Source organism: Pedobacter immunditicola, from assembly GCF_037482985.1.
Lineage (GTDB): Bacteria > Bacteroidota > Bacteroidia > Sphingobacteriales > Sphingobacteriaceae > Pedobacter > Pedobacter immunditicola.
The window spans coordinates 69,324-89,873 of record NZ_JBBHKC010000011.1 but is presented as its reverse complement, the minus strand read 5'-3'; the positions used below and the strand labels follow the sequence as shown (position 1 = coordinate 89,873).

Sequence of the window (20,550 nt, the reverse complement as noted above, 5' to 3'; positions counted from 1 at the left end):
TAACAGGTTTGTTTTTTAAATGTTATTAAATTTTCCATATACCCCAAGTGGTAACTTTACCCCTGAGGTAGCTTGTAAATATAATTCCCCTGTTTCAAGGTTCTCCACTTGTGGAAAAGAAGTCTTGATCAGGTTCTCTACTATAATAGACGAAAATCCCAATGAATAAGTATTCAAGATCAAGAAATGTTCTTGCTCATCCAGCAATTGTACCACTTCCTGCATCATTTCCTGGATATGGTCTTCTAGTTTCCATTTTTCCCCATTAGGGCCATGTCCGAATGCCGGTGGGTCCAAAATGATGCCATTGTATTTTTTACCTCTTTTGAGCTCTCTTTTTACAAATTTAAGGGCATCTTCCACTACCCAGCGCACATCTTTTAATTTTGAAAGCTCCTGGTTTTCGTTCGCCCAGTTCACAACTTGTTTAATTGAATCCACATGTGTGGTATCAGCACCGGCAGCTTTTGCAATCATGGAAGCGGCGCCGGTATAGGCAAAAAGGTTAAGTACTTTAGGTACGGGTGTTTTAAACCGTTTCACGCAGGAGGAGATATAATCCCAGTTTACAGCCTGCTCCGGAAATACACCTACATGCTTAAAAGAAGTTAAACCAAGGCGCAAGTTAATGGTTACATCATCATTGGTGTATTCCACATTCCAGCGGTCAGGAAAATGCGCATTGTTTTTTATCCACTCGCCGCTGGTGGCAGAACGGCCTTTAAATCTAATGTGTGTTTGTTTTTTCCAGCTTTGTTCTGAAAGTGTTTTCTTCCATACTGCCTGTGGTTCAGGTCTGCATAAAACAAGGTTGCCAAAGCGTTCCAGTTTCTCAAAGTCACCACAATCTATCAACTCGTAATCTTTCCAGTGTGTGGGTGTTAAAAGGCCTATCATATTCTGTATTTGTCTATAGTATTTTAAAACTTCCCTTTCGCAGCTTTCATGAAGCGGCTGGCGAAAACAAAATCATTCAGTTCCGGAACATCGGTATGCGCAATTTCCTTGTTGGATCCTTCCCAGAATTTTTTACCCTCATGTAAAAAGAGGATGTAATCACCGATTCCCATCACCGAATTCATATCATGTGTAACCACAATGGTGGTGGTATTATATTCTTCAGTAAGTTCTTTAATCAGTTCGTCAATAACGATTGATGTCCTTGGATCGAGTCCGGAGTTTGGCTCATCCACGAACAAGTATTTTGGGTTCATGGCAATGGCGCGCGCAATTCCGACCCGTTTTTTCATTCCTCCGGAAAGCTCTGCAGGGTTCAATTTATTTTTTCCTTCCAGGTTTACCCGGCCCAGACAGAAATTAACACGATCTAATTTTTCTGATTTGGATTGCTCCGTAAACATGTTCAATGGAAACATAATGTTTTCCTCTACCGTCATCGAATCGAAAAGGGCAGAGCCCTGAAACAGCATGCCTATTTCCTTACGGATTTCAATGCGTTGCTGGAAATCCATTGTGGTAAACTCGCGGCCATCATATTCTACAGTTCCTATTTCAGGATGGTGAAGGCCGATCATGCATTTCAGCAAGGTTGTTTTCCCCGAACCGGAGCCTCCTATGATGAGGTTGGTAATTCCAGACTCAAATTTACCAGAAATGCCCTGGAGAACGTGATTGTCACCAAAGGATTTATTAATATCTTTAACTTCGATCATAGTAAAAGTTGGGTTACAATGTAATCACATGCTAAAATTGAGATACAACTGACAACAACTGCTCTGGTACTTGCTTGTGCAACTTCCAGGGCGCCTCCTTTAACATAGAATCCTTCGTAGGCAGGTACTGAAGTAATGATAAAGCCAAAAACAAAGGCTTTAGTAAGCGATACGACGATGGTGTAAGGATTGAAATCTGTAGTCACACCCAAAATATAATCTGCCGGAGATACTGCTCCTGATAAAGTACCACCTAAATAACCGCCGGTAATACTTAAAAACATGGAAACGATAACCAGCAAGGGTACCATGGTAATGCCCGCAATGATTTTGGGCAGAATTAAATAGCCGGGGGTATTGATGCCCATAATTTCCAGCGCATCGATTTGTTCTGTTACCCGCATGGTACCAATTTCTGATGAAATGGCAGATCCGATTTTACCGGCCAGCACAATAGCACTGATGGTCGGACTTAATTCAAGGATAGTAGAGTCACGGTTTACAGAGCCAATAATGGTTTTGGGGATAAAATCACTGACCAGCTGGAAAGCGATTTGTAAAGTCATTACAGCGCCAATAAAAGTGGAAATAATTGATATCAATCCCAGGGAACCTACACCAATAAAGTTCATTTGTTGGAATATGGCTTTTACGTAGATCTTCGTCTTTTCTGGCTTTTTAAATACAGCTTTTAACAACAGTATATATTTGCCAAAGTTGGTGAAATTCATTTATTGAAAATTAGCTGAGGGATTAAAACAATATTAATACAAAGAAACAACAAAAATTGTTGTGCCTTAACATAATTAGTTTGATTTTTTAAGGTATTGATGTATTTCGCTGTTGGTAGAGAGAATAACGGAGGTTTTTTCGTTGAAAGTTTTTTCCAGTGTTTCCATTGATTTCATGAAACTATATAAATTCTTACTCTGGGCTGATTGATTATAGGCCGACGCATAAATCGACGCTGCGCTTGCATCGGCCTTACCTTTAATTTCTTCTGCTGTTTTAAATGCCGCCGACTGGATATTCTTTAGTTCCCGGTCTTTCTCTCCGTTAATTTTAGAGGCTTCGCCCTGGCCTTCAGACCTGAATTTGTCAGCCACCCGGTAGCGCTCACTTTTCATTCTTTCATATACCTGTGTCTGCACTTCCTTCACATAATTGATTCTTTTGAACCTGAAGTCAAGGATCTTAATGCCAAGTTCCTTTGCCTGTTTATTTGCAGAGGCCAGGATCATGTCCTGCATTTTATCTCGCCCCACAAAAACGGTCATCAGCGAATCGCCAAGTACCTCGCCTATAGAGTCCAGTTCAGGCTTTCTATTGCTGCTCCTCACCAGTTCTTCAATATTGTTCTTGGCAACAACGTTCCTTGTTTCGCCATCCAGTATGTCATCGAGTCTTGATTGTGCACTGCGCTCATTGGTTAGTCTTTTAAAGAATTGCAGTGGGTCTGTAATTTGCCAGCGGGCATAGGTTTCTACGAAAATAAACTTTTTATCCTTCGTTGGCAGCTGGTTCGGGTCACCCACCCATTCCATAAACCGTTTCTCGAATACGTTGGCCGTTTGAATAAAAGGAATTTTAAAATTCATGCCCGGTTTGGTAATGGCTTGTCCGATGGGCCTGCCGAATTGAGTGACGACCACCTGCTCATACTCCCTGACCGTAAAAGTGCTTAGTAATAAAACGATAAGGACTAAAAATGCGGCAATGGCTATAGTGATTTGATTTCTGTTCATGATTAATCTTTCTTAGGGTTTTCTTTGCTCAGCTGCATTTGCAGTAACGGTAATACATTTGCACCATTTTGATCGGTAATGATGATATTACCCGTTTTGGAAAGTACAGTCGACATGTTTTCCAGGTATAGACGCTTTCTGGTTACTTCAGGTGCTTTGATATATTGGCTGTAAAGGTCGTTGAACCTGGCCACCTCGCCTTGTGCATTGTTTACCCTTTCAATCGCATAACCTTCAGCCTTTTGGATGGTTGCCTTGGCCTCACCACTGGCTTTCGGTATGACTTTGTTGTATTCAGACTTCGCCTGGTTAATCAGCGTTTCCTTTTCCTGCTGGGCTTCATTAACGGCGTTAAACGCCGCTTTAACGGGGTCAGGCGGGTTTACGTCCTGTAATACTACTTGTTCGACTTTTATGCCCAGGCTATATTCATTACAGATTTGCTGGATGAGTTCATGGAGCTTTACCGTAATCTCTGTACGGCCTATGGTGAGCACTTCGTTAACTGTTCTGTCGCCAACAATCTGGCGGGTAGCTGCTTCAGAGATATTCCTTAAAGTGCTTTCCGGATCTCTTACTTTAAATAAATAATTATAGGCATCGTTGATCCGGTACTGGACCACCCATTCTACATCTGCCAGGTTAAGGTCGCCGGTAAGCATCAGGGATTCATTTTGTACACCCTCTTTGGTGTAGGCTGACTGCCCGTTTCCGTTGGTAGACCTGAAGCCAAATTCCAGTTTCTGCTGTCTTTCAACAGGCACTTTGTGTACCTTTTCGGCGAAAGGCATTTTGATATTCAATCCCGGCTCTACGGTACGGGTGTACCTGCCTAACCGGGTAATAACGCCTACTTCTTCTGTGCCTATCTGAAATATGCTGTTCCATAAGAGCAAGAGCACTACAAAGCCGATGGCTATGATCCTGCTGTTTTGTATTAAATAGGTAAAATCTCTATTCATAGTAAAATTTAAAAGTAAAAGGTTAATGATTGTAAACTCTGTAAAATAACTAATTTTCAGTTAATCTGGGATTTTAAGATGGTATATGTGAGTATGTTTATCATATAAGTATTTGTATCCGTTGCTCAACCTTATGGTTATGGTTCATCTTAAAATAAAATACCGCTATGATCTTGATTCAAAGGCATACGTATATGATAATTTAAATTGTATAAGTCGATCCTTATAAATATCAGTAATATTATAGCTTTTCAATTAAGTATAATTTTAAGATTGTATCTTGGTTTGAAAAAAAGGAGCAATAATGAATGCATTAATTACTGGAGCTACTAAAGGAATTGGCCGCGCGATAGCCTTAAAATTAGCCGAAGAAGGATATAACCTTTCCATTTGTGCAAGGAATGAACAAGAGTTGAAGGATTTTGCCGCTCAGTTAGAAAGTTTAGGGGTTAGCGTAGTGTATGCAGCGGTAGATTGTGCAGATAAAGATGCAGTTAAGCGTTTTTGTGAGTTTACAGTTCAGGAACTGGGTGATATTGATGTGCTGGTTAACAATGTTGGCGCATTCCTTCCTGGACTTTTACTGGATGAGGAGGAGACAAACTTTGACCTGCAGCTCCAAATCAACCTTTATGCACCCTATATTTTGTCCAGATTTTTCGGTAAAATAATGAGAGAGAGGGCCTCTGGCCATATTTTCAACATCTGTTCGGTGGCCAGTAAAGAAATAGTAACAAATGCTGGTAGTTATAGTGTAACTAAATCGGCTCTTTTTAGTCTTAATAATGTATTGCGGCAGGAATTGACTCCATACAACGTTAAAGTTACCGCAGTTTTGCCGGGTTCTACATATACTGCCTCCTGGGAAGGAACAGTGTTACCAAAAGAACAATTTGTGCAGCCTGAAGATATTGCGAATACGATAAGCACCATTTTAAAATTAAGCATTGGTGTAAATGTTGATGAAGTAATTTTAAAGCCACAAGACTTTAAATAGCAAAGGAGACCAAGTTATGGAAAAGAGATTATTTAGAAACGAACACGACAAAGTAATTGCTGGAGTTTCATCGGGGGTAGCCGTATACATGGAAGTTGATGTGACCATAATTAGGCTGCTTTTTGTTTTGTCTACCATTTTTTTAATGGGGACAGGTATATTAGTTTATTTAATCATGTGGATTGTGGTGCCGGTAAATACTGATCCGGCTGCCCGGTATAGAAAATTTAATGATTATTTTCAGGATCCCAAAAAGTCTTCGACTGTATATGAGGCGGAAACATTTACGAAGCCTGAAAATCCGGTAGGGGGGTCAACTCAAAACTGGAGTTCTTCAACCTTTAATACCGAATATAACGCAGAACAATTCAAAACACCGAATCAACCTGATTATGGTTTCGTTAAAAAGAACAGTGATACGGGCCGTACCATTGGCGGTTTGTTCTTACTGGTTATTGGTCTATATTTTTTAATGAATGAATTTAATATCATTCCTTACTGGTTTAGTTTGGGCAAATTGTGGCCGCTTATTTTTATTGCTATCGGTATTAGTTTCGTTGCTAAATCCAAACGCAAAGATCCCTGGGAAGATTGGAAAGAGCCGCAAATGCCGCCAACCTCAGCACCTGTGACAGATAAGCCTGGCGATATCAATGAGGGTGACAGTGCAGGTAATACGGTTAATGAAGCTAATCCAAAACCGCTTTAATTTTGCTCAAACGAAATAATTCATATTAAAAAAAAGACAATGAGACTGGATAGAATAATGTGGGGCATTATCCTGCTGTTTGTAGGTGGTGTTCTTTTACTGGAGAATTTTAATGTAATAGAATTTTATTGGTCAAGCGTCTGGCGCTTCTGGCCTGTGTTTCTGATCATTGCAGGGCTGAATATTTTGTTCAACCGTAAGCAATCGCAACTTGGAACAGCTATTTCAATCGGTGTTTTGGTGATCATGTTGAGTTTCCTTTTTTATAAAGGCCAGCAGCCTCCTGAACACAGAAATTGGATTGCAGATAATTTTAGGGGCCATGTGGATATCAATGATGATCATGAGGGTGACCCCGATGTGCAGACACTGCATTTCAGCGAGCCTTTTAACGGTGATTCTGTGAAAAATGTGGTGTTGAATATTTCCGGGGGTGGTACTTCTTTCGATCTTCAGGGTCCGACAGATAGTTTGATTACCGCAGAGGTGAATGGGAGAAAAGGAAATTATTCACTCAAAAAAGAAATTACCGACAGCACCCAAACGATTTCCTTTAATATGCAGGATAAAAAAGGAAAATGGTCTATGAATGATGGTGGTAATGATGTAAGCTTTCAGCTGAATCAAATTCCTGAATGGACCATTAACATGAGTATGGGTGCCGGTGAGGTAGATTTTGACCTGAGTGATTATAAAGTAAGGACCTTTAGGTTTGACGGGGGAGCTGCGGCACTCGACATCACCATGGGAGAATTATTGCCGATTACTGATGTGGTCGTGAAAACGGGTGTGGCTGATGTAAAGCTTAATATTCCAACTAACTCTGGCTGCAGGATCAGGTCAAAAACAGGTCTTTCTTCTAAAGACTTTACCGGTTTCACTAAAGTAGGAAATGATACTTATGAAACGCCGAATTTTAAAACTTCAACCAACAAAATTTTTATAAGTTTTGATGGCGGTTTGAGTAGCTTTGAAGTCAAAAGATACTAATGATAACTAAAGCTTAACCGGTGGAAAACGATTTGTATACCGTTGTGATCAATGGAAAGCCACAAGGACCTTATACGCTGGAACAACTTGCAGCACTGAAAATACAACCGGCTACTTTTATAAGGAAACCGGGGATGGACGATTATAAAGAAGCGCACGAATTCCCTGAATTGCGTGCGCTTCTTGGTTTTACTTTTCAGCACACGGCGCCGCAATATTTTGCCTCGTTTGATCAGCGCTTACTCGCCTCCTTTATTGATTTTTTCTTTATCATTTTAATTTATATAGGGGCTGCGCTGTTGTGTTTTATCTCGGTGACCTTGAAAGAGGAGCGGATTTTGCTGTTTGTGAGCTTTTCACCGGTGGTGCTTGTTGCAAAGTTTTTATACGGTGTTTTCGGCGATGCGTCTGCCAGCGAGGGAACGGTAGGCAAGCGACTGCTCAACATCAAGGTGACCGATTTAAATGGCAACAGAATTTCACTGAAGCGTTCCTTTATCAGAAATGTCGCTAAAATATTATCTGTTATCCCCTTGTTCTTTGGTTATCTATACATATTTCTCAACAAAAAAAATCAAAGCTGGCATGATATCGCAGCAAATACCCTGGTTATTAAAGATAGATTGATTTAATCTTTATCTTTGTAATTCATGGAAAAAATAGCATTGCAATACTCCAGATTTTTAACCAGAGAAGTGGCTGTGGGTAACACCCCTATGGGAGGATTCAACCCAATCAGGATACAATCTATGACCACTACAGATACCATGGATACCAAGGGTACCGTAGAACAGACGATCAGAATGGTTAATTCAGGTTGTGAATATGTCCGTATTACAGCACCGAGCGTTAAGGAAGCAGAGAACCTGCGTCATATCAAGAAAGAACTACGTTTAAGAGGTTATGACGTGCCATTGGTTGCGGATATTCACTTTACCCCCAATGCAGCTGAAACAGCCGCACGCATTGTGGAAAAAGTAAGGGTGAACCCCGGTAATTATGCTGATAAAAAACGTTTTGAGAATATAGAATATACCCATTTAGCTTACCAGGCTGAACTGGAAAGAATATATATGAAATTTACCCCGCTGGTAAAAATTTGTAAAGAGTATGGTACAGCTATGCGTATTGGTACCAATCACGGCTCTTTGTCTGATCGCATCATGAGTCAGTATGGCGACACGCCACGTGGCATGGTGGAGTCTGCCATGGAATTTATCCGCATGTGCGAAGACCAGCATTATTATAACCTGGTGATTTCCATGAAGGCTAGTAATACCCAGGTGATGGTGCAGGCTTATCGTTTACTGGTGGATACGATGACAAAAGAGGGAATGAATTATCCTTTGCACCTGGGTGTAACGGAAGCAGGTGATGGGGAAGATGGCCGCATCAAATCTGCTGTAGGTATTGGAACATTGCTTGAAGATGGCCTTGGTGATACCATCAGGGTTTCACTTACTGAAGATCCGGAATTCGAAGCCCCGGTTGCCAAAGCACTGGCTGATCGCTATGAGCGCAGAAAACTGTTGCAGGAAGAAGCGATAATACAGCAAGCTCCTGAAATGGAACATATTCTGGTTAAAGACCTTCCTTACAGTCCTTATGAATATAACCGCCGACAAACCCTGCCGGTACAGCATATCGGAGGGCATGGTCATCCTGTGGTGATGCTTGATGTGACTGCCCAGAACCTTAAAGATCCTTATTTCTTAGCTGTTGCAGGTTATAGATACGAACCCGGACTGGATAAGTATAACATGGCAGATCAGGCCTGTGACCTGGTTTACCTGGGTGATGCCCTGCCTTCATTTTCTTTTCCAGGGAATTTAAAACAAATCTATAATTACCAGACCTGGTTGGAATTGAGGGATAAAACAAATTGCCATCCTTTGATTAAGCTTACCGCTTATCAGTCGGATCTGGTAGTAGATCCTTATTTAAATATTTTCTCTCTAGCGGCTGCTGATTTTAATACAGCTTCTATTGCAGAACAAATTGAAGCCATAAGGCAATTGCCTGAAAGTGCTGTTTTACTGCTGGAAACGGCTGTAGTAAATGGGACGGCCGCACAGCGTGCTTTTTTCATTGCTTTAATGAATGCAGGTATTAAAATTCCTGTCATTATTAAAAGGAGTTATCATGAATCGGCTGCGGATGAGCTGATGCTTTACGCTGCTACTGATTTTGGCGCCTTATTAACGGATGGCTTTGGGGATGGGATCTGGATTGATGCCCCTCAAGTAGCTTTGCCAGTCATTAATGCCACCAGTTTTAATATCCTGCAGGCTACACGTACCAGGATTTCTAAAGCAGAATATATTTCTTGTCCGAGTTGTGGAAGAACGCTTTTCGATTTGCAGGAAACTACACAGTTGATCCGCTCCAGAACAGATCATTTAAAAGGGATTAAAATTGGCATCATGGGCTGCATTGTGAATGGGCCTGGGGAAATGGCCGATGCTGATTATGGTTATGTGGGTACTGGTCCCGGAAAGATCACCCTATACCGTGGCAGGGAAGTAGTGAAGAAGAATGTTAACTCGGCCAATGCACTGGATGACTTGATTGACCTGATCAGGGAAGATGGCAACTGGATTGAAGCGAGGTAACGTAGGTTGATGATCATTATTACTGCCCGACCATAGGCCAATTAATCAAAAATTAAATTCTGAAATATTCTTCTTCTGAGAATGCTGTTCCTGGTTTCACAAAAACCAAGTGCAGCGTCTCTTTTTATCTAAATATAGCGTTTTAGGGCTGTATCAAGCTTCTTCTAAAATTTTGAATTGTTGCTTTTTGGAATGAGGAGTGGCTATTTACTGTTAATTAGAAATTAAGGAAGTGAAAAGAGATAATAAATCCTTTACATTGACTTAACGAAGCACGTTCATCTTTGCGGCTTATCAAAACTTGTTTTACGGTGCTGATAATTCTTTACCAAACGCAATTATATGAACAAAACTTTTACTACACAAAGGCCGTTCAACAGGTTTTTCAAGTATGCCTGTTTTATGCTTTCCTTATCCATTTCTCCATGGTCACAAACAGCTTTTGCTGCTCCTCCGAGTTCCATCTTCTTTCAGTCATTTCAAGAGACGGTCACCGTTAAAGGAAGGGTATTAGATGAAAAAGATGGTCAGCCTCTTCCCGGCGTTTCTATAACAAATGACCAAAAGAAGGTGCTGGCAGTGACCAATAACGAAGGCGTTTTTAGTATATCCGTCCCTCGAGGAGCAGAGATTGCCTTTAACATGTTGGGCTATACAGCTACAAAACGTGTTGTCAATTCAAACGACGACAAGATGATCATCAGCTTGCAGGAATCTTCCAGCGAACTGAATGAGGTGGTGGTTACCGCTCTTGGGATTAAAAGAGCAGAGAAATCTTTGGGATATTCAGTTACTAAAATCGACAGTAACCAATTAACTGATGCGGTGTCCAGCAACTGGACAGACGCCTTATCGGGGAAAGTGGCCGGTTTAAACCTGGTCCGCTCAAACGGTGGCCCGGCTGGATCCAATAAAATTATTTTGCGTGGGGAGAATAACCTCACCGGCGACAATGAAGCGCTGGTTGTGGTCGACGGTGTGGTGATTAACGGCAGCAGCGGCAGGCGCTCGGCAAATTCTTCGGATGCTGTTTATGGAACGGGTAGTGATAACATGCCGGCAGATTATGGCAGTGGTCTTAATGACATTAACCCCGAAGATATCGAGAGTGTGACGGTTTTAAAAGGGCCTGGTGCAGCTGCACTTTATGGTCAGCGTGGTGCAAATGGGGCTTTTATTATTACCACCAAATCTGGAAATACCAAAAAGAACACAGTCGGCATTAAATTTAGTTCCAATGGTTCGATCGAAGAACCTAATCGCTGGCCGGACATGCAATACGAATACGGACAAGGTTTAGATGGCGCCGGACATTACTCTTTTGGTGCAAGTGCTGATGGCGGAAGTACCAGTGGTACCAGTTCTGCGTATGGCCCAAGGTTCAACGGACAATCGTTTTTTCAATATGATCCGATAAGACAAGCCGTGGGAACGGAGCGGACGCCCTGGGTGCCTTATGAAGACAAAATCAATACTTTTTTCGGAGCTGGATATAACTTAACCAACTCTTTGTCCCTTGACGGAACCTATAAAAATACGACGGGAAGGGTTTCCATAACAAACCAGAACAATTCCTGGATCGTGCCAAACACCGGCATGGAACGAACCTCAGCGTCATTATCTTTGAGTTCGAAAATCACACCAAAACTTACTCTTTCCACAAAGCTCAATTACAGTAACAGGTTTAGCGACAACCTTCCTGGAAACGGTTATGGTAACCAATCCTTAATGTATTGGTTTATTTTTTGGCAACCAAATGCTGATCTTGACTGGTTGAAGAATTATTGGGTAAACGGGCAGGAAAATAAGCTGATCAAATATCCGTTCAGTTCTTTTCCTGAAAACCCTTATGCAGTCACTAATGAGTTTATCAATAAAACAGGCAGGAATGGTTTAACTGGTAATGTGCAGGCCAATTACCAGTTTACGAAAGAATTTTCCGTTCTCGTGCGCAGCACTTTTGATGCATCATCTGAACAACGTGCACAGGAGCGCCCTTATGATGCAGGAACCAGGATGCCACAAGGGTCTTACCGTACACAGGATATTTATGCACAGGAAACCAATATAGATTTCCTGGCGACTTATAATAAAAAAGTAAGTAAGGATATTTCCATCACAGCCACAGTTGGTGGTAGTCAGCTTAAAAATAAATACAATAAAAGCGACCTGAGGGCCGATGGTTTGGAAATACCAAATATCTACAGGTTGGATAATAATTTATATCCATTAATTTCCATTCCAGATACGAGCAGGTTAAGGATCAATAGTGTTTATGGATTGATGAACCTTGGTTTTAAAGATCATTTATTTCTGGATATTACAGGAAGACAGGATTGGAACAGCGCGTTGGCGACCCCAACCAGGACCGACAACGTTGGATTTTTCTATCCTTCTGCGAACCTGAGTTATATTGTTTCAGAATCGCTGAAGTTACCGGAATATGTAACTTATTTGAAACTGAGAGCTTCTGCTTCCCAAGTGGGTAGCGGAACTAATATTCCCTACAGAACTTCGTATACATACGGATTAGCGGCCAATGGCACTTATCCGGATAGTGCATTGACTAACCCCGGGGTATTGCCAAATCCGAATTTGAAACCTCTAAAGACAACCACTTACGAATTTGGTACTGAAGTAAAGTTATTCAAAGGCAGGCTAGGCTTTGATGTGGCCTATTATGTTGGCAACACCAGAAACCAAATCCTTACACGAATCGTAGATCGTTCTTCGGGCTACAACCAGGCCATTATTAATGCGGGCCGTGTGAATAATACGGGAATTGAAATTGCGCTCAACGCAACTCCTGTACAAAAGAAAAACAGCTTTAAATGGTACACTTATATGACTTTTGCTTCTAATAAAAATCAAATTATGGAACTGCCTGATAGTTCAATCATTTTGGCCATGGGCCCGGTTGGTGGTGGTCAGGTGGTTGCCAAAGTTGGTGGCAGCATGGGCGATCTATATGGAAGAGGCTATCAAAGAGCACCAGACGGACAGGTCATTTATGATGAAGCCACCGGTTGGGCAAAAATAACCTCCGAAGTCATTCATATCGGGAATACCATTGCTAAGTATAAGTTCAGTTTTGGTAATAATTTCAGCTACAGAAGCTTTGGTCTAAACGTTTTATTTGATGCCCAGGTGGGTGGTGTGGGCCATTCCCTGACGAACTACAAAATGGTAGAGCAAGGAAAATTAAGCAGTACACTTCCAGGTAGGTATAACGGGATCATTGGTAAAGGGGTAATTCAGAATGCTGATGGAACTTTCCGCCCCAATGATGTGATCACTTATGATATCGACAACTATTACCGTTCACAAATGGGATCTGAAAATGCTGAGGGTACCACCTTCAGTACTGATTTCATCAAATTCAGGGAAGCAAGCTTCAATTATAAACTTAACAAGAGATGGCTTAAACATACCGGTTTATCTGCTGTAAGCATTGGTGTATATGGTCGTAACCTCTTCATCTGGTCACCATGGCCAATTTTCGATCCTGAATTCGGAACACTTAGCGGAACTGATATCACCAGGGGCTTTGAGGTGGGGCAGTTCCCATCGACCAGATCCTACGGATTTAACTTAGTTGTTGGAATTTAACTTTCAGTAATAAGACCATCATGACTTATGATAGCTCGATTACTTAAAAAAACAAACTATATACAATGAAACATATAATATATAAAGTTACTGGCATGTTGCTGGCGTTAACGACTACGCTTTCCTCATGCGATAAAGATTTTGAAGAGATCAATACAGATCCTATCAATATTCTTACGACCACCCCTGATAAGCTCCTTGCGCCAGCATTGGTCAACACCTTATCGACCAATATGAACCGTAACCGCAATTTTAACAATGAACTGATGCAGGTGACCGTAAGTATAAGTGACGGGGATGCTACTGTTTTCAGGTATGAATTCAGACGTACCTGGTCTGATTATACCTGGAACAACTGGTATGTACAATTGAAGAATTTTAAAGATATCTATGCGAAGGCCAGTGAGCCAGAAAACTTGAACACTTCCTATCAGGGTATTTCGCTGATTAGCCAGGCCTGGGTATATTCATTGCTGACAGATACCTATGGCGATGTTCCTTACACGGAGTCTAATCAAGGAAAGGACGGTTTACTTGAGCCTGCCTTTGACAATCAAAAAGATATTTATCTGGATCTTTTCAACAAACTGGAGGAAGCCAATACCTTATTAAGTCAGGGTAAAGAAATCGTTCCATCCAGCGACCCTGTTTATAATGGTAATGTAGTGGCCTGGCGTAAGTTTGGTAATGCCTTGTATTTAAGACTGCTGACCAGGGTATCCGCAAAATCTGATGTCTCTGCTGCAACTGTTGCTAAAATTAAGGAGATCGTTGAAGGTAATCCATCAAAGTATCCTTTGATGGACAACAATGCAGCCTCTGCAACAATTAGGTGGACAGGCGAGGCAGGAAGCGGACCTTATGTAAATCCTTATGTAAACGCAGTAAGGGCACAGGATTTCAGATCTCCGGGAATGGGAAAATTCTTTATTGAGCAACTTAGAGATTGGAATGATCCACGCATCATTCCAGCTTATGGTATCGAGGGCATTAACAGTTTAGGTATTAATCCGGGCGGTGATTCTTATTCAGGAGTTCCTAGTGGATATGTGGTTGGAGAAGATGTTATTAAATCCGCTTATTTTTATTCTTATGAAACGTTATCAAATAACAAGGCAATTGGCGCAAGGTCATTGCAGCAATCGCCCCTGACAGGTATCATCATGAACTATGCGGAATTGCAGTTTATATTGGCAGAGGCCGCTGTAAAAGGATGGATCAGTGGTTCTGCTGAAAACTATTATAACAATGGAATTGCCAATGCCATTAATTACTGGGTTCCAAGGTTCCCGGCTGATGTTTCTTCTGAAACTTTTACAGACTATGTTTCTGGTGCTGACATCAACTGGGATGCAACCCTGTCTCTTGAGGGCAAAATGGAGCAGATTCATTTGCAGAAATATTTTGCTTTGTTCCTTGTTGATATGCAGCAATGGTTTGAATACAGGCGTACCGGTCATCCGGTTCTTCCTAAAGGTGCAGGTATGAGAAACAACGGGGTGATGCCTGCAAGAATGGCATATCCGGTTTATGTTCAGTCTGCAAATCCAACAAACTATAAAGCTGCTGTGGCAGCCCAGGGGCCCGATGAAATCTTCACCAATGTTTGGTGGCAAAAACCATAAGTTTCATAACTCATTTAATTCAAATATATAAGATGAAGAAGATATTTTTAATTTCCCTTACCCTGCTTTCCGCCGCCTTTTTATGGTCTGGCTGCGAAAAAAGCAATTATCCCGGCGGGACAATCAGTCCCTACTTACCATTATACGATCTCAGAGACCTTTATAAAGGAAGTGATATTACATTAAGCGCTGAAAATATGTTTGGCTCCACTAGTGTAACCGGTGTGGTTATTTCTGATCATTCTGGCAAAAATCTGCCAGCAGGACTTTTAGTAATACAGGAAAAAAAACGCCTGAATTTATTGAGGGGCATATCCATCAGCATCGGTAATGATGCTGCTAATTATGTGCCCGGAGATTCCGTAGTGGTTAACATTACCGGTGGAATACTTAAACGCAGTGAAGGTGTTTTGCAGATCACTGGTCTTTCTTCTGACGCGGTTTCTAAAAAAGCTTCAGGAATAAAAGTTTTACCAAACAGAGTGGCCAGCAGTAAAATACTAGAAAGACCCGATGATTATGAGAGCACTTTTGTTGCTATTGTAAAGGCAGGTTTTGACCCCGGAACCTTGCCAGCAGATGTTTATGCGGGTAACAAATCATTGAATGATGGTTTTGACAATATCACTCTGCATACACAGGCCACAGCCACTTTCGCCAACAGCCATGAACTTAACTTTAATGCCAATTATTACGGTGTTATTTTTAATAAAGTAAGTGCAGAAGGGAAATTAATTCCGCATCACCATATTCGTACCTTACAGGATGTGAAACCTTTAAGTTCTACGCCTGACATTGCATCAATTATTATTTCGGGCTTTATGGCAGACGTAAAGGGTGGAGACGGAAATTATGAATACATGCAGTTCGTGGCAACCAGGGATATTGATTTTGCAGCTACACCATTTTCTGTTGTCGTGACCAATAATGCCGGTGCTTCTGTTCCCATCGGACTACCCAGTTTAGGATGGGCAACCGGAAGTTTGGCCGCAACAGGAAATGCAAGGACTTATAAGTTTAATTTGACCACCGGAAAGGTTGCCAAAGGGGAGTTCTTTTATGTGGGCGGATCAACCAAAATGATCAATGGCGCAAGTTCTACCTCGATGGCAAGTTCTAAATGGATCAGGGCATTCAATTATTCTACAACGAACGGGGATGGATTTGGAGTAAAGACCAGTGGTTTATTTGCCAATAGTGGTAATGCTTCCGGCTTTGCTGTATTCGAGGGAACCAATGTAAATGTTAATTCTGCGCCAATTGATGTGGTATTTATCGGTAGCGGAGGGAGTTTGTATGGTGGAACAACAGGTTATAGAATCGCCAATACAGATTTTTATGACAAGGTGGATGTAGTGAGCGAAGAGCTGACACCGCAACCTTTCTACAGATCTGGTACCAACACGATGAACTTTGGTTATCTAACGGCAGACATGGGTTATTTTAACAAATTGGGTGGTGTATACAATGTTGTACTTGGGAAATGGGTGAAAGCCAGAACGCAAACGCCGGTATTACTGACTAAAACTTCTGCGGTGAGTGAAATTGAAGGTTCTGCGCCATCAGCGGAAAATCCGGAGGGCACTCCATCCACTTCTCTAAAATAAAAAGGGGATTTAAGATCTTTAAAGGATTGATGATTTTACACGGCGGAGCTGATTGCTCCGCCGTTTTTTATAGCAATTTCATGCTCAATATTATATTATGCTTGAAATAGTTTTACGCCTGAAATAGTTTCATGCTTGATAACTTCAAAACCTGTTTTACTACTTGTTTTGTTCAATAAATTGCAGTGTCGTTTCACAAACTTCGAATAATTGCGGTGGCAGGCTTGCTTCGGTATACGGGTGAGCGGAGCCAAATACATGGTTAGCCCCTTCGATTTTCTTTAATTCAGCATTGGGCTGTATCTTTGCCAGACGTTCTGCTACGGTAAAGGGCACATTCACGTCTTCACTGCCATGGATGATCAGCCACGGAATTGCAAGGCGTTGAGCTGCAGCTAAAATGTTATATTCATCTTTATGGTTTCTGAAATCCGTTAATAAATTGCTGCTCAAAGGCATTTTTTCTTTAGTTCTTGCGTTTTCAATATAGATTTCACCTGTTCTTTCCCATTCTGCTTCCTGTTCGGCTTTCCATAAACTGCTAAAATCAGCTATTGCGCTCCAGGTAACCAAATGGCTGATCCTTGGATCGCTTGCCGCTCGCAGGATCGCTATGCCACCACCTCTGCTATGACCAATCAGGGTGAGCTTGGATGAAGGAGCCATATGAGCAATGTAATTGATTACCGTGTTTACATCAGCCAGTTCATAGCTGATGGTGTTTTGTGCAAATGAAGACATATCTGTTATATCCTGCAGATTTTCGGGATCAACGCCACTATGTGAGAGGTTGAATTTGACAAAACGATACCCTTTTTCAGCAAAATAGCTTGCAACCAGGTGGTGTGAACCCCAATCTTTGAAGCCTTTGAAGCCATGAACAAAAAGAATAATATCCTGATTTGTATATTTGTCATCGAAAGTATCGTCGCCAACGATGGTTTTATCCTGAGATCCAGGTAAGATAAAGTGGCCTCTCTGTATCATAATTCATCATTAATGGTACCAGTTAACTAATATAACAAAATTTATAATGGTATTGTGTGCTGCGGTACCCTAATTTAAATTCTTTCTAAATAAATCTTAATTACAGCGTAATGACAGACACTGAATAAGGTCTTGCTACTTTTGTTTTGTAAAAAAAAATACTCAAATCAATTGGAATATTTAAGGATTATTGCTTTTACTCATAAACAGATTGACCTAAAGTCTTTGGGAAAGTTAGTTATATGTGAGCAAACGCTCGATGATAGGTTAAGAAATATTCAGGTAGAGCTGAATGTTAGGGAGATATTTTATGTGGGAACCTGCAATCGAGTAGAATTCATATTTACCTCCCAAAGTGAGGTAGACAAGGATTTCATTGCCCGTTTTTTAACGGTTTTGGATATGGGTCTTCCTGCTGAATACATGGAGCAATTTATTGCAAATGTATCTGTTTATCAAAAATCTGAAGCCTTTAACCATTTGCTGCGGACGTCATGCTCGCTGGAGAGCTTAGTTGTTGGAGAAAAAGAAATCCTTGCACAAGTACGCAAAGCCTATGAGTCTTGCCGTGTAGCCGGTTTCACTGGAGATTACATGCGCACAGTGATGGAGCGTGTCGTTAAAACAGCTAAAGAAGTTTATACCTATACAAATATTTCAAAAAACCCCGTTTCTGTGGTTTCACTTGCTTATCGCAAATTACGTGACCTCAACGTATGTGTAAACCCAAGGGTGCTGATCATTGGCGCCGGAGAAACGATTCATAACATAGCTCAATATTTAAAAAAGCATAAGTTTTCAAATTTCACTGTTTTCAACCGTACCTTGGAAAAGGCGGAAAGCCTCGCTGTCGAATTGAATGGTGAAGCCTATCCGCTTTCAGAACTGGAAAACTATAGTAAAGGTTTTGATGTCATCATCACTTGTACTGGTTCCACAGAACATATACTTACCGAGGCCATTTATCAGAAATTGCTAAATGGGGATACCGATAAAAAGGTGGTTGTTGATTTGGCCATTCCAAATGATGTTTCGCCTGAAGTGATTCAAAATTACCCTGTTTATTATATTGAGGTAGAGTCTTTAAAAGAGATTGCCCGCAAAAATATCCAGGAGCGTTACAATGAATTGGTTAATGCAGAGCAAATTATTGAAGATAATATCAAGGAATTTGTGATGGTACTCCGTCAGCGCAAAATCGAAATTGCCATGCGCAGTGTGCCTGAAAAAATAAAAGAAATAAAACATACAGCAATTAATGCTGTTTTTGCTGATGAAATCAATGGCATGGATGAAAATTCTCGTCTTGTTTTGGAACGTGTAATGAATTACATGGAGAAGAAATGCATCAGTGTTCCAATGGTGATGGCGAAAGAAATATTAGTGAATAACAGCTAATTCTAGCTATATTAGTCAGCAAATACATTTTACTTCAGTACGTGAAAAAACTTATTATAGGCACTAGGGGCAGTGACCTTGCCTTATGGCAAGCCAATTTTATTAAAGACAAACTAGCAGCAATCGGTGCTGAGGCAGAACTAAAGATCATTAAAACTCAAGGGGATAAGATCTTGAACCTCAGGCTTGATAAGCTGGAGGGAAAAGGATTCTTTACCAAAGAACTTGAAGAAGAATTGTTAATCGGCAGCATTGACCTTGCTGTACATTCTCATAAAGATTTACCAACTACGCATCCTGCCGGTTTAATTATTGCAGCTGTTCCTGAGCGGGAAGATCCCGCCGAGCTATTACTTATTCTTAAAGATTGTGTTGATGTTACCCAAAAGCTTTCGTTAAAAACGGGAGCCATGGTTGGCACATCATCAAACCGTCGCAAGGCGCAATTATTAGCCTTACGCCCTGAATTAAATATAGAAGATTTACGTGGTAATGTACCGACAAGGATACAAAAATTGCGTGATGAAAATTATGATGCTATTTTATTGGCCAAAGCTGGTGTAAACAGACTGGGGATTGATCTAAGTGAATTTCACGTAGAAGTTCTTGATACCACAGAGCTTGTTCCATCTCCTGCACAGGGTGCTTTGGGTATTCAGATCCGCGAAACGGATAATGAATTGTTTGACTTGCTTCAGCAATTAAATCACCCGGCTACTGCAGAGGAGATTGCGGTGGAGCGGAAAGTGCTCAACTTATTTGAAGGTGGCTGTCACATGCCACTCGGTTGTTATTGTAAAAAAGAGAACGGGCAATTTGAGGTTTGGACATCGAAGGCAGAGACCGATGAGGATTTTCCTGATCGTTTGTTTTTTCGCGTAGAAAACCTGGATGGACTTGCTGAAAAAATTGTTTCTAAATTTAAATCCGAAAGGAAATTGCCTTCAAAAGTGTTTATCTCCAGAGAAATCGGTGAACATAACTATTTCAGAAGAGCATTAGAGAAACATCAAATCGAAATTGAAGGCCGTTCGTTAATCCGGACATTCCCTATTGTACATATTCTTGATCCGTTTTATATTAGAAATATTGACTGGATTTTCTTCAGCAGCAGAAATTGCGTTGAATACTTTTTCAAGTTAAACCCGGTTTTGTCTAAACGCATTAAATTTGGTGTTGTTGGCAGAGGTTCTGAAGATGCATTAAGGAAATGGGGCCACCTGTCTCATTTTGTTGGTGAGGGGGGTGAAATCGATGAAGTCTCCGCGACTTTTGCGGATGTAGTTGAGGGTAAGAAAGTGCTGTTCCCAAGGGCGCAGGATTCTCTTTTAAGTATGCAAAAGTATTTACGACCAAGTACAAAAGTAATTGATCTGCCAATATATGAAACTGTGATTGAGGAGGATATTGACCGTACATCTGCTGATGTACTCATTTTTACCAGTCCTTCAAATGTTGAAGCTTATTTTGCCAAAAATTTATTAGATCCTGAGCAGAAAGTTATTGCAATTGGTCATTCAACAGGTAAGAAATTTGATGAAATGGGTGTGAAGTATATTTTACCTTATTCACCCGATGAAATCGGTCTTGCGGAAGCTGTTTTCGGCATAGACATTAAATAAAATAAAGAGAGTTT

The 20,550-nt window shown here is 41.0% G+C and carries 16 protein-coding genes; 10 read left to right on the top strand and 6 right to left on the bottom strand.

Going from position 1 to position 20,550, the window contains the following annotated elements; genetic code table 11:
• Positions 1-15 precede the first annotated feature (15 nt).
• From WG905_RS17800 to hflK, 5 genes are all read right to left on the bottom strand, one after another.
• On the bottom strand, positions 16-897 hold the full coding sequence (locus WG905_RS17800; protein ID WP_339593109.1) for a class I SAM-dependent methyltransferase: 882 nt from the start codon (positions 895-897) through the stop codon (positions 16-18).
• Between the two features lie 23 nt (positions 898-920).
• The gene (locus tag WG905_RS17795; protein ID WP_339593108.1) at positions 921-1,673 is read right to left on the bottom strand and encodes an ABC transporter ATP-binding protein; all 753 of its coding nucleotides are present in this window, start codon (positions 1,671-1,673) and stop codon (positions 921-923) included.
• Positions 1,670-2,404, bottom strand: coding sequence for an MlaE family ABC transporter permease (locus WG905_RS17790; protein WP_339593107.1), 735 nt, complete (start codon positions 2,402-2,404; stop codon positions 1,670-1,672). The genes WG905_RS17795 and WG905_RS17790 overlap by 4 nt, the downstream gene beginning before the upstream one ends.
• A gap of 75 nt (positions 2,405-2,479) precedes the next feature.
• Positions 2,480-3,418: a protease modulator HflC gene (gene hflC, locus WG905_RS17785; protein ID WP_339593106.1), complete on the bottom strand. Its 939-nt coding sequence runs from the start codon at positions 3,416-3,418 to the stop codon at positions 2,480-2,482.
• Positions 3,419-3,420: 2 nt separating this feature from the next.
• Entirely contained in the window at positions 3,421-4,380 is a 960-nt protein-coding gene (gene hflK, locus WG905_RS17780; protein ID WP_339593105.1) for an FtsH protease activity modulator HflK, read from the bottom strand.
• 304 nt (positions 4,381-4,684) lie between these two features.
• Here hflK and WG905_RS17775 point away from each other — a divergent pair, with 304 nt between their 5' ends.
• From WG905_RS17775 to WG905_RS17740, 8 genes are all read left to right on the top strand, one after another.
• Entirely contained in the window at positions 4,685-5,377 is a 693-nt protein-coding gene (locus tag WG905_RS17775) for an SDR family oxidoreductase (protein WP_339593104.1), read from the top strand.
• A gap of 16 nt (positions 5,378-5,393) precedes the next feature.
• Complete coding sequence (locus tag WG905_RS17770) at positions 5,394-6,086, top strand: PspC domain-containing protein (protein ID WP_339593103.1); 693 nt, start codon at positions 5,394-5,396, stop codon at positions 6,084-6,086.
• A gap of 39 nt (positions 6,087-6,125) precedes the next feature.
• Positions 6,126-7,076 carry a toast rack family protein gene (locus tag WG905_RS17765; protein ID WP_339593102.1) on the top strand — a complete coding sequence of 317 codons (951 nt, stop codon included), beginning with the start codon at positions 6,126-6,128 and terminating at the stop codon, positions 7,074-7,076.
• A gap of 20 nt (positions 7,077-7,096) precedes the next feature.
• Positions 7,097-7,708, top strand: a complete 612-nt coding sequence (locus tag WG905_RS17760; protein ID WP_339593101.1) for an RDD family protein — start codon at positions 7,097-7,099, stop codon at positions 7,706-7,708.
• Positions 7,709-7,726: 18 nt separating this feature from the next.
• The gene (gene ispG, locus WG905_RS17755; RefSeq protein ID WP_339593100.1) at positions 7,727-9,688 is read left to right on the top strand and encodes a (E)-4-hydroxy-3-methylbut-2-enyl-diphosphate synthase; all 1,962 of its coding nucleotides are present in this window, start codon (positions 7,727-7,729) and stop codon (positions 9,686-9,688) included.
• 342 nt (positions 9,689-10,030) lie between these two features.
• Entirely contained in the window at positions 10,031-13,297 is a 3,267-nt protein-coding gene (locus WG905_RS17750) for a SusC/RagA family TonB-linked outer membrane protein (RefSeq protein ID WP_339593099.1), read from the top strand.
• Between the two features lie 65 nt (positions 13,298-13,362).
• Positions 13,363-14,922 carry a SusD/RagB family nutrient-binding outer membrane lipoprotein gene (locus WG905_RS17745; protein WP_339593098.1) on the top strand — a complete coding sequence of 520 codons (1,560 nt, stop codon included), beginning with the start codon at positions 13,363-13,365 and terminating at the stop codon, positions 14,920-14,922.
• A gap of 32 nt (positions 14,923-14,954) precedes the next feature.
• On the top strand, positions 14,955-16,529 hold the full coding sequence (locus WG905_RS17740) for a DUF5689 domain-containing protein (RefSeq protein ID WP_339593097.1): 1,575 nt from the start codon (positions 14,955-14,957) through the stop codon (positions 16,527-16,529).
• A gap of 159 nt (positions 16,530-16,688) precedes the next feature.
• Here WG905_RS17740 and WG905_RS17735 read toward each other — a convergent pair whose 3' ends face one another.
• Entirely contained in the window at positions 16,689-17,516 is an 828-nt protein-coding gene (locus tag WG905_RS17735; RefSeq protein ID WP_339593096.1) for an alpha/beta hydrolase, read from the bottom strand.
• A 171-nt stretch (positions 17,517-17,687) separates the two neighbouring features.
• On the opposite strand from WG905_RS17735, the gene hemA reads away from it, so the two are divergent.
• Together hemA and hemC are read left to right on the top strand one after the other, a co-directional pair.
• On the top strand, positions 17,688-18,914 hold the full coding sequence (gene hemA / locus WG905_RS17730; RefSeq protein ID WP_339593095.1) for a glutamyl-tRNA reductase: 1,227 nt from the start codon (positions 17,688-17,690) through the stop codon (positions 18,912-18,914).
• Between the two features lie 41 nt (positions 18,915-18,955).
• Positions 18,956-20,536, top strand: a complete 1,581-nt coding sequence (hemC, locus tag WG905_RS17725; protein WP_339593094.1) for a hydroxymethylbilane synthase — start codon at positions 18,956-18,958, stop codon at positions 20,534-20,536.
• Positions 20,537-20,550: the final 14 nt, after the last annotated feature.

Excerpts from the sequence above, each read along its gene's own strand:
- WG905_RS17740 (WP_339593097.1), top strand. The coding sequence starts at position 14,955 with ATGAAGAAGATATTTTTAATTTCCCTTACCCTGCTTTCCGCCGCCTTT.
- WG905_RS17745 (WP_339593098.1), top strand. The coding sequence starts at position 13,363 with ATGAAACATATAATATATAAAGTTACTGGCATGTTGCTGGCGTTAACG.
- ispG (WP_339593100.1), top strand. The coding sequence starts at position 7,727 with ATGGAAAAAATAGCATTGCAATACTCCAGATTTTTAACCAGAGAAGTG.
- WG905_RS17790 (WP_339593107.1), bottom strand. The coding sequence starts at position 2,404 with ATGAATTTCACCAACTTTGGCAAATATATACTGTTGTTAAAAGCTGTA.
- WG905_RS17770 (WP_339593103.1), top strand. The coding sequence starts at position 5,394 with ATGGAAAAGAGATTATTTAGAAACGAACACGACAAAGTAATTGCTGGA.
- WG905_RS17775 (WP_339593104.1), top strand. The coding sequence starts at position 4,685 with ATGAATGCATTAATTACTGGAGCTACTAAAGGAATTGGCCGCGCGATA.
- WG905_RS17800 (WP_339593109.1), bottom strand. The coding sequence starts at position 897 with ATGATAGGCCTTTTAACACCCACACACTGGAAAGATTACGAGTTGATA.
- hflC (WP_339593106.1), bottom strand. The coding sequence starts at position 3,418 with ATGAACAGAAATCAAATCACTATAGCCATTGCCGCATTTTTAGTCCTT.
- WG905_RS17795 (WP_339593108.1), bottom strand. The coding sequence starts at position 1,673 with ATGATCGAAGTTAAAGATATTAATAAATCCTTTGGTGACAATCACGTT.
- WG905_RS17735 (WP_339593096.1), bottom strand. The coding sequence starts at position 17,516 with ATGATACAGAGAGGCCACTTTATCTTACCTGGATCTCAGGATAAAACC.
- WG905_RS17765 (WP_339593102.1), top strand. The coding sequence starts at position 6,126 with ATGAGACTGGATAGAATAATGTGGGGCATTATCCTGCTGTTTGTAGGT.
- WG905_RS17750 (WP_339593099.1), top strand. The coding sequence starts at position 10,031 with ATGAACAAAACTTTTACTACACAAAGGCCGTTCAACAGGTTTTTCAAG.
- hflK (WP_339593105.1), bottom strand. The coding sequence starts at position 4,380 with ATGAATAGAGATTTTACCTATTTAATACAAAACAGCAGGATCATAGCC.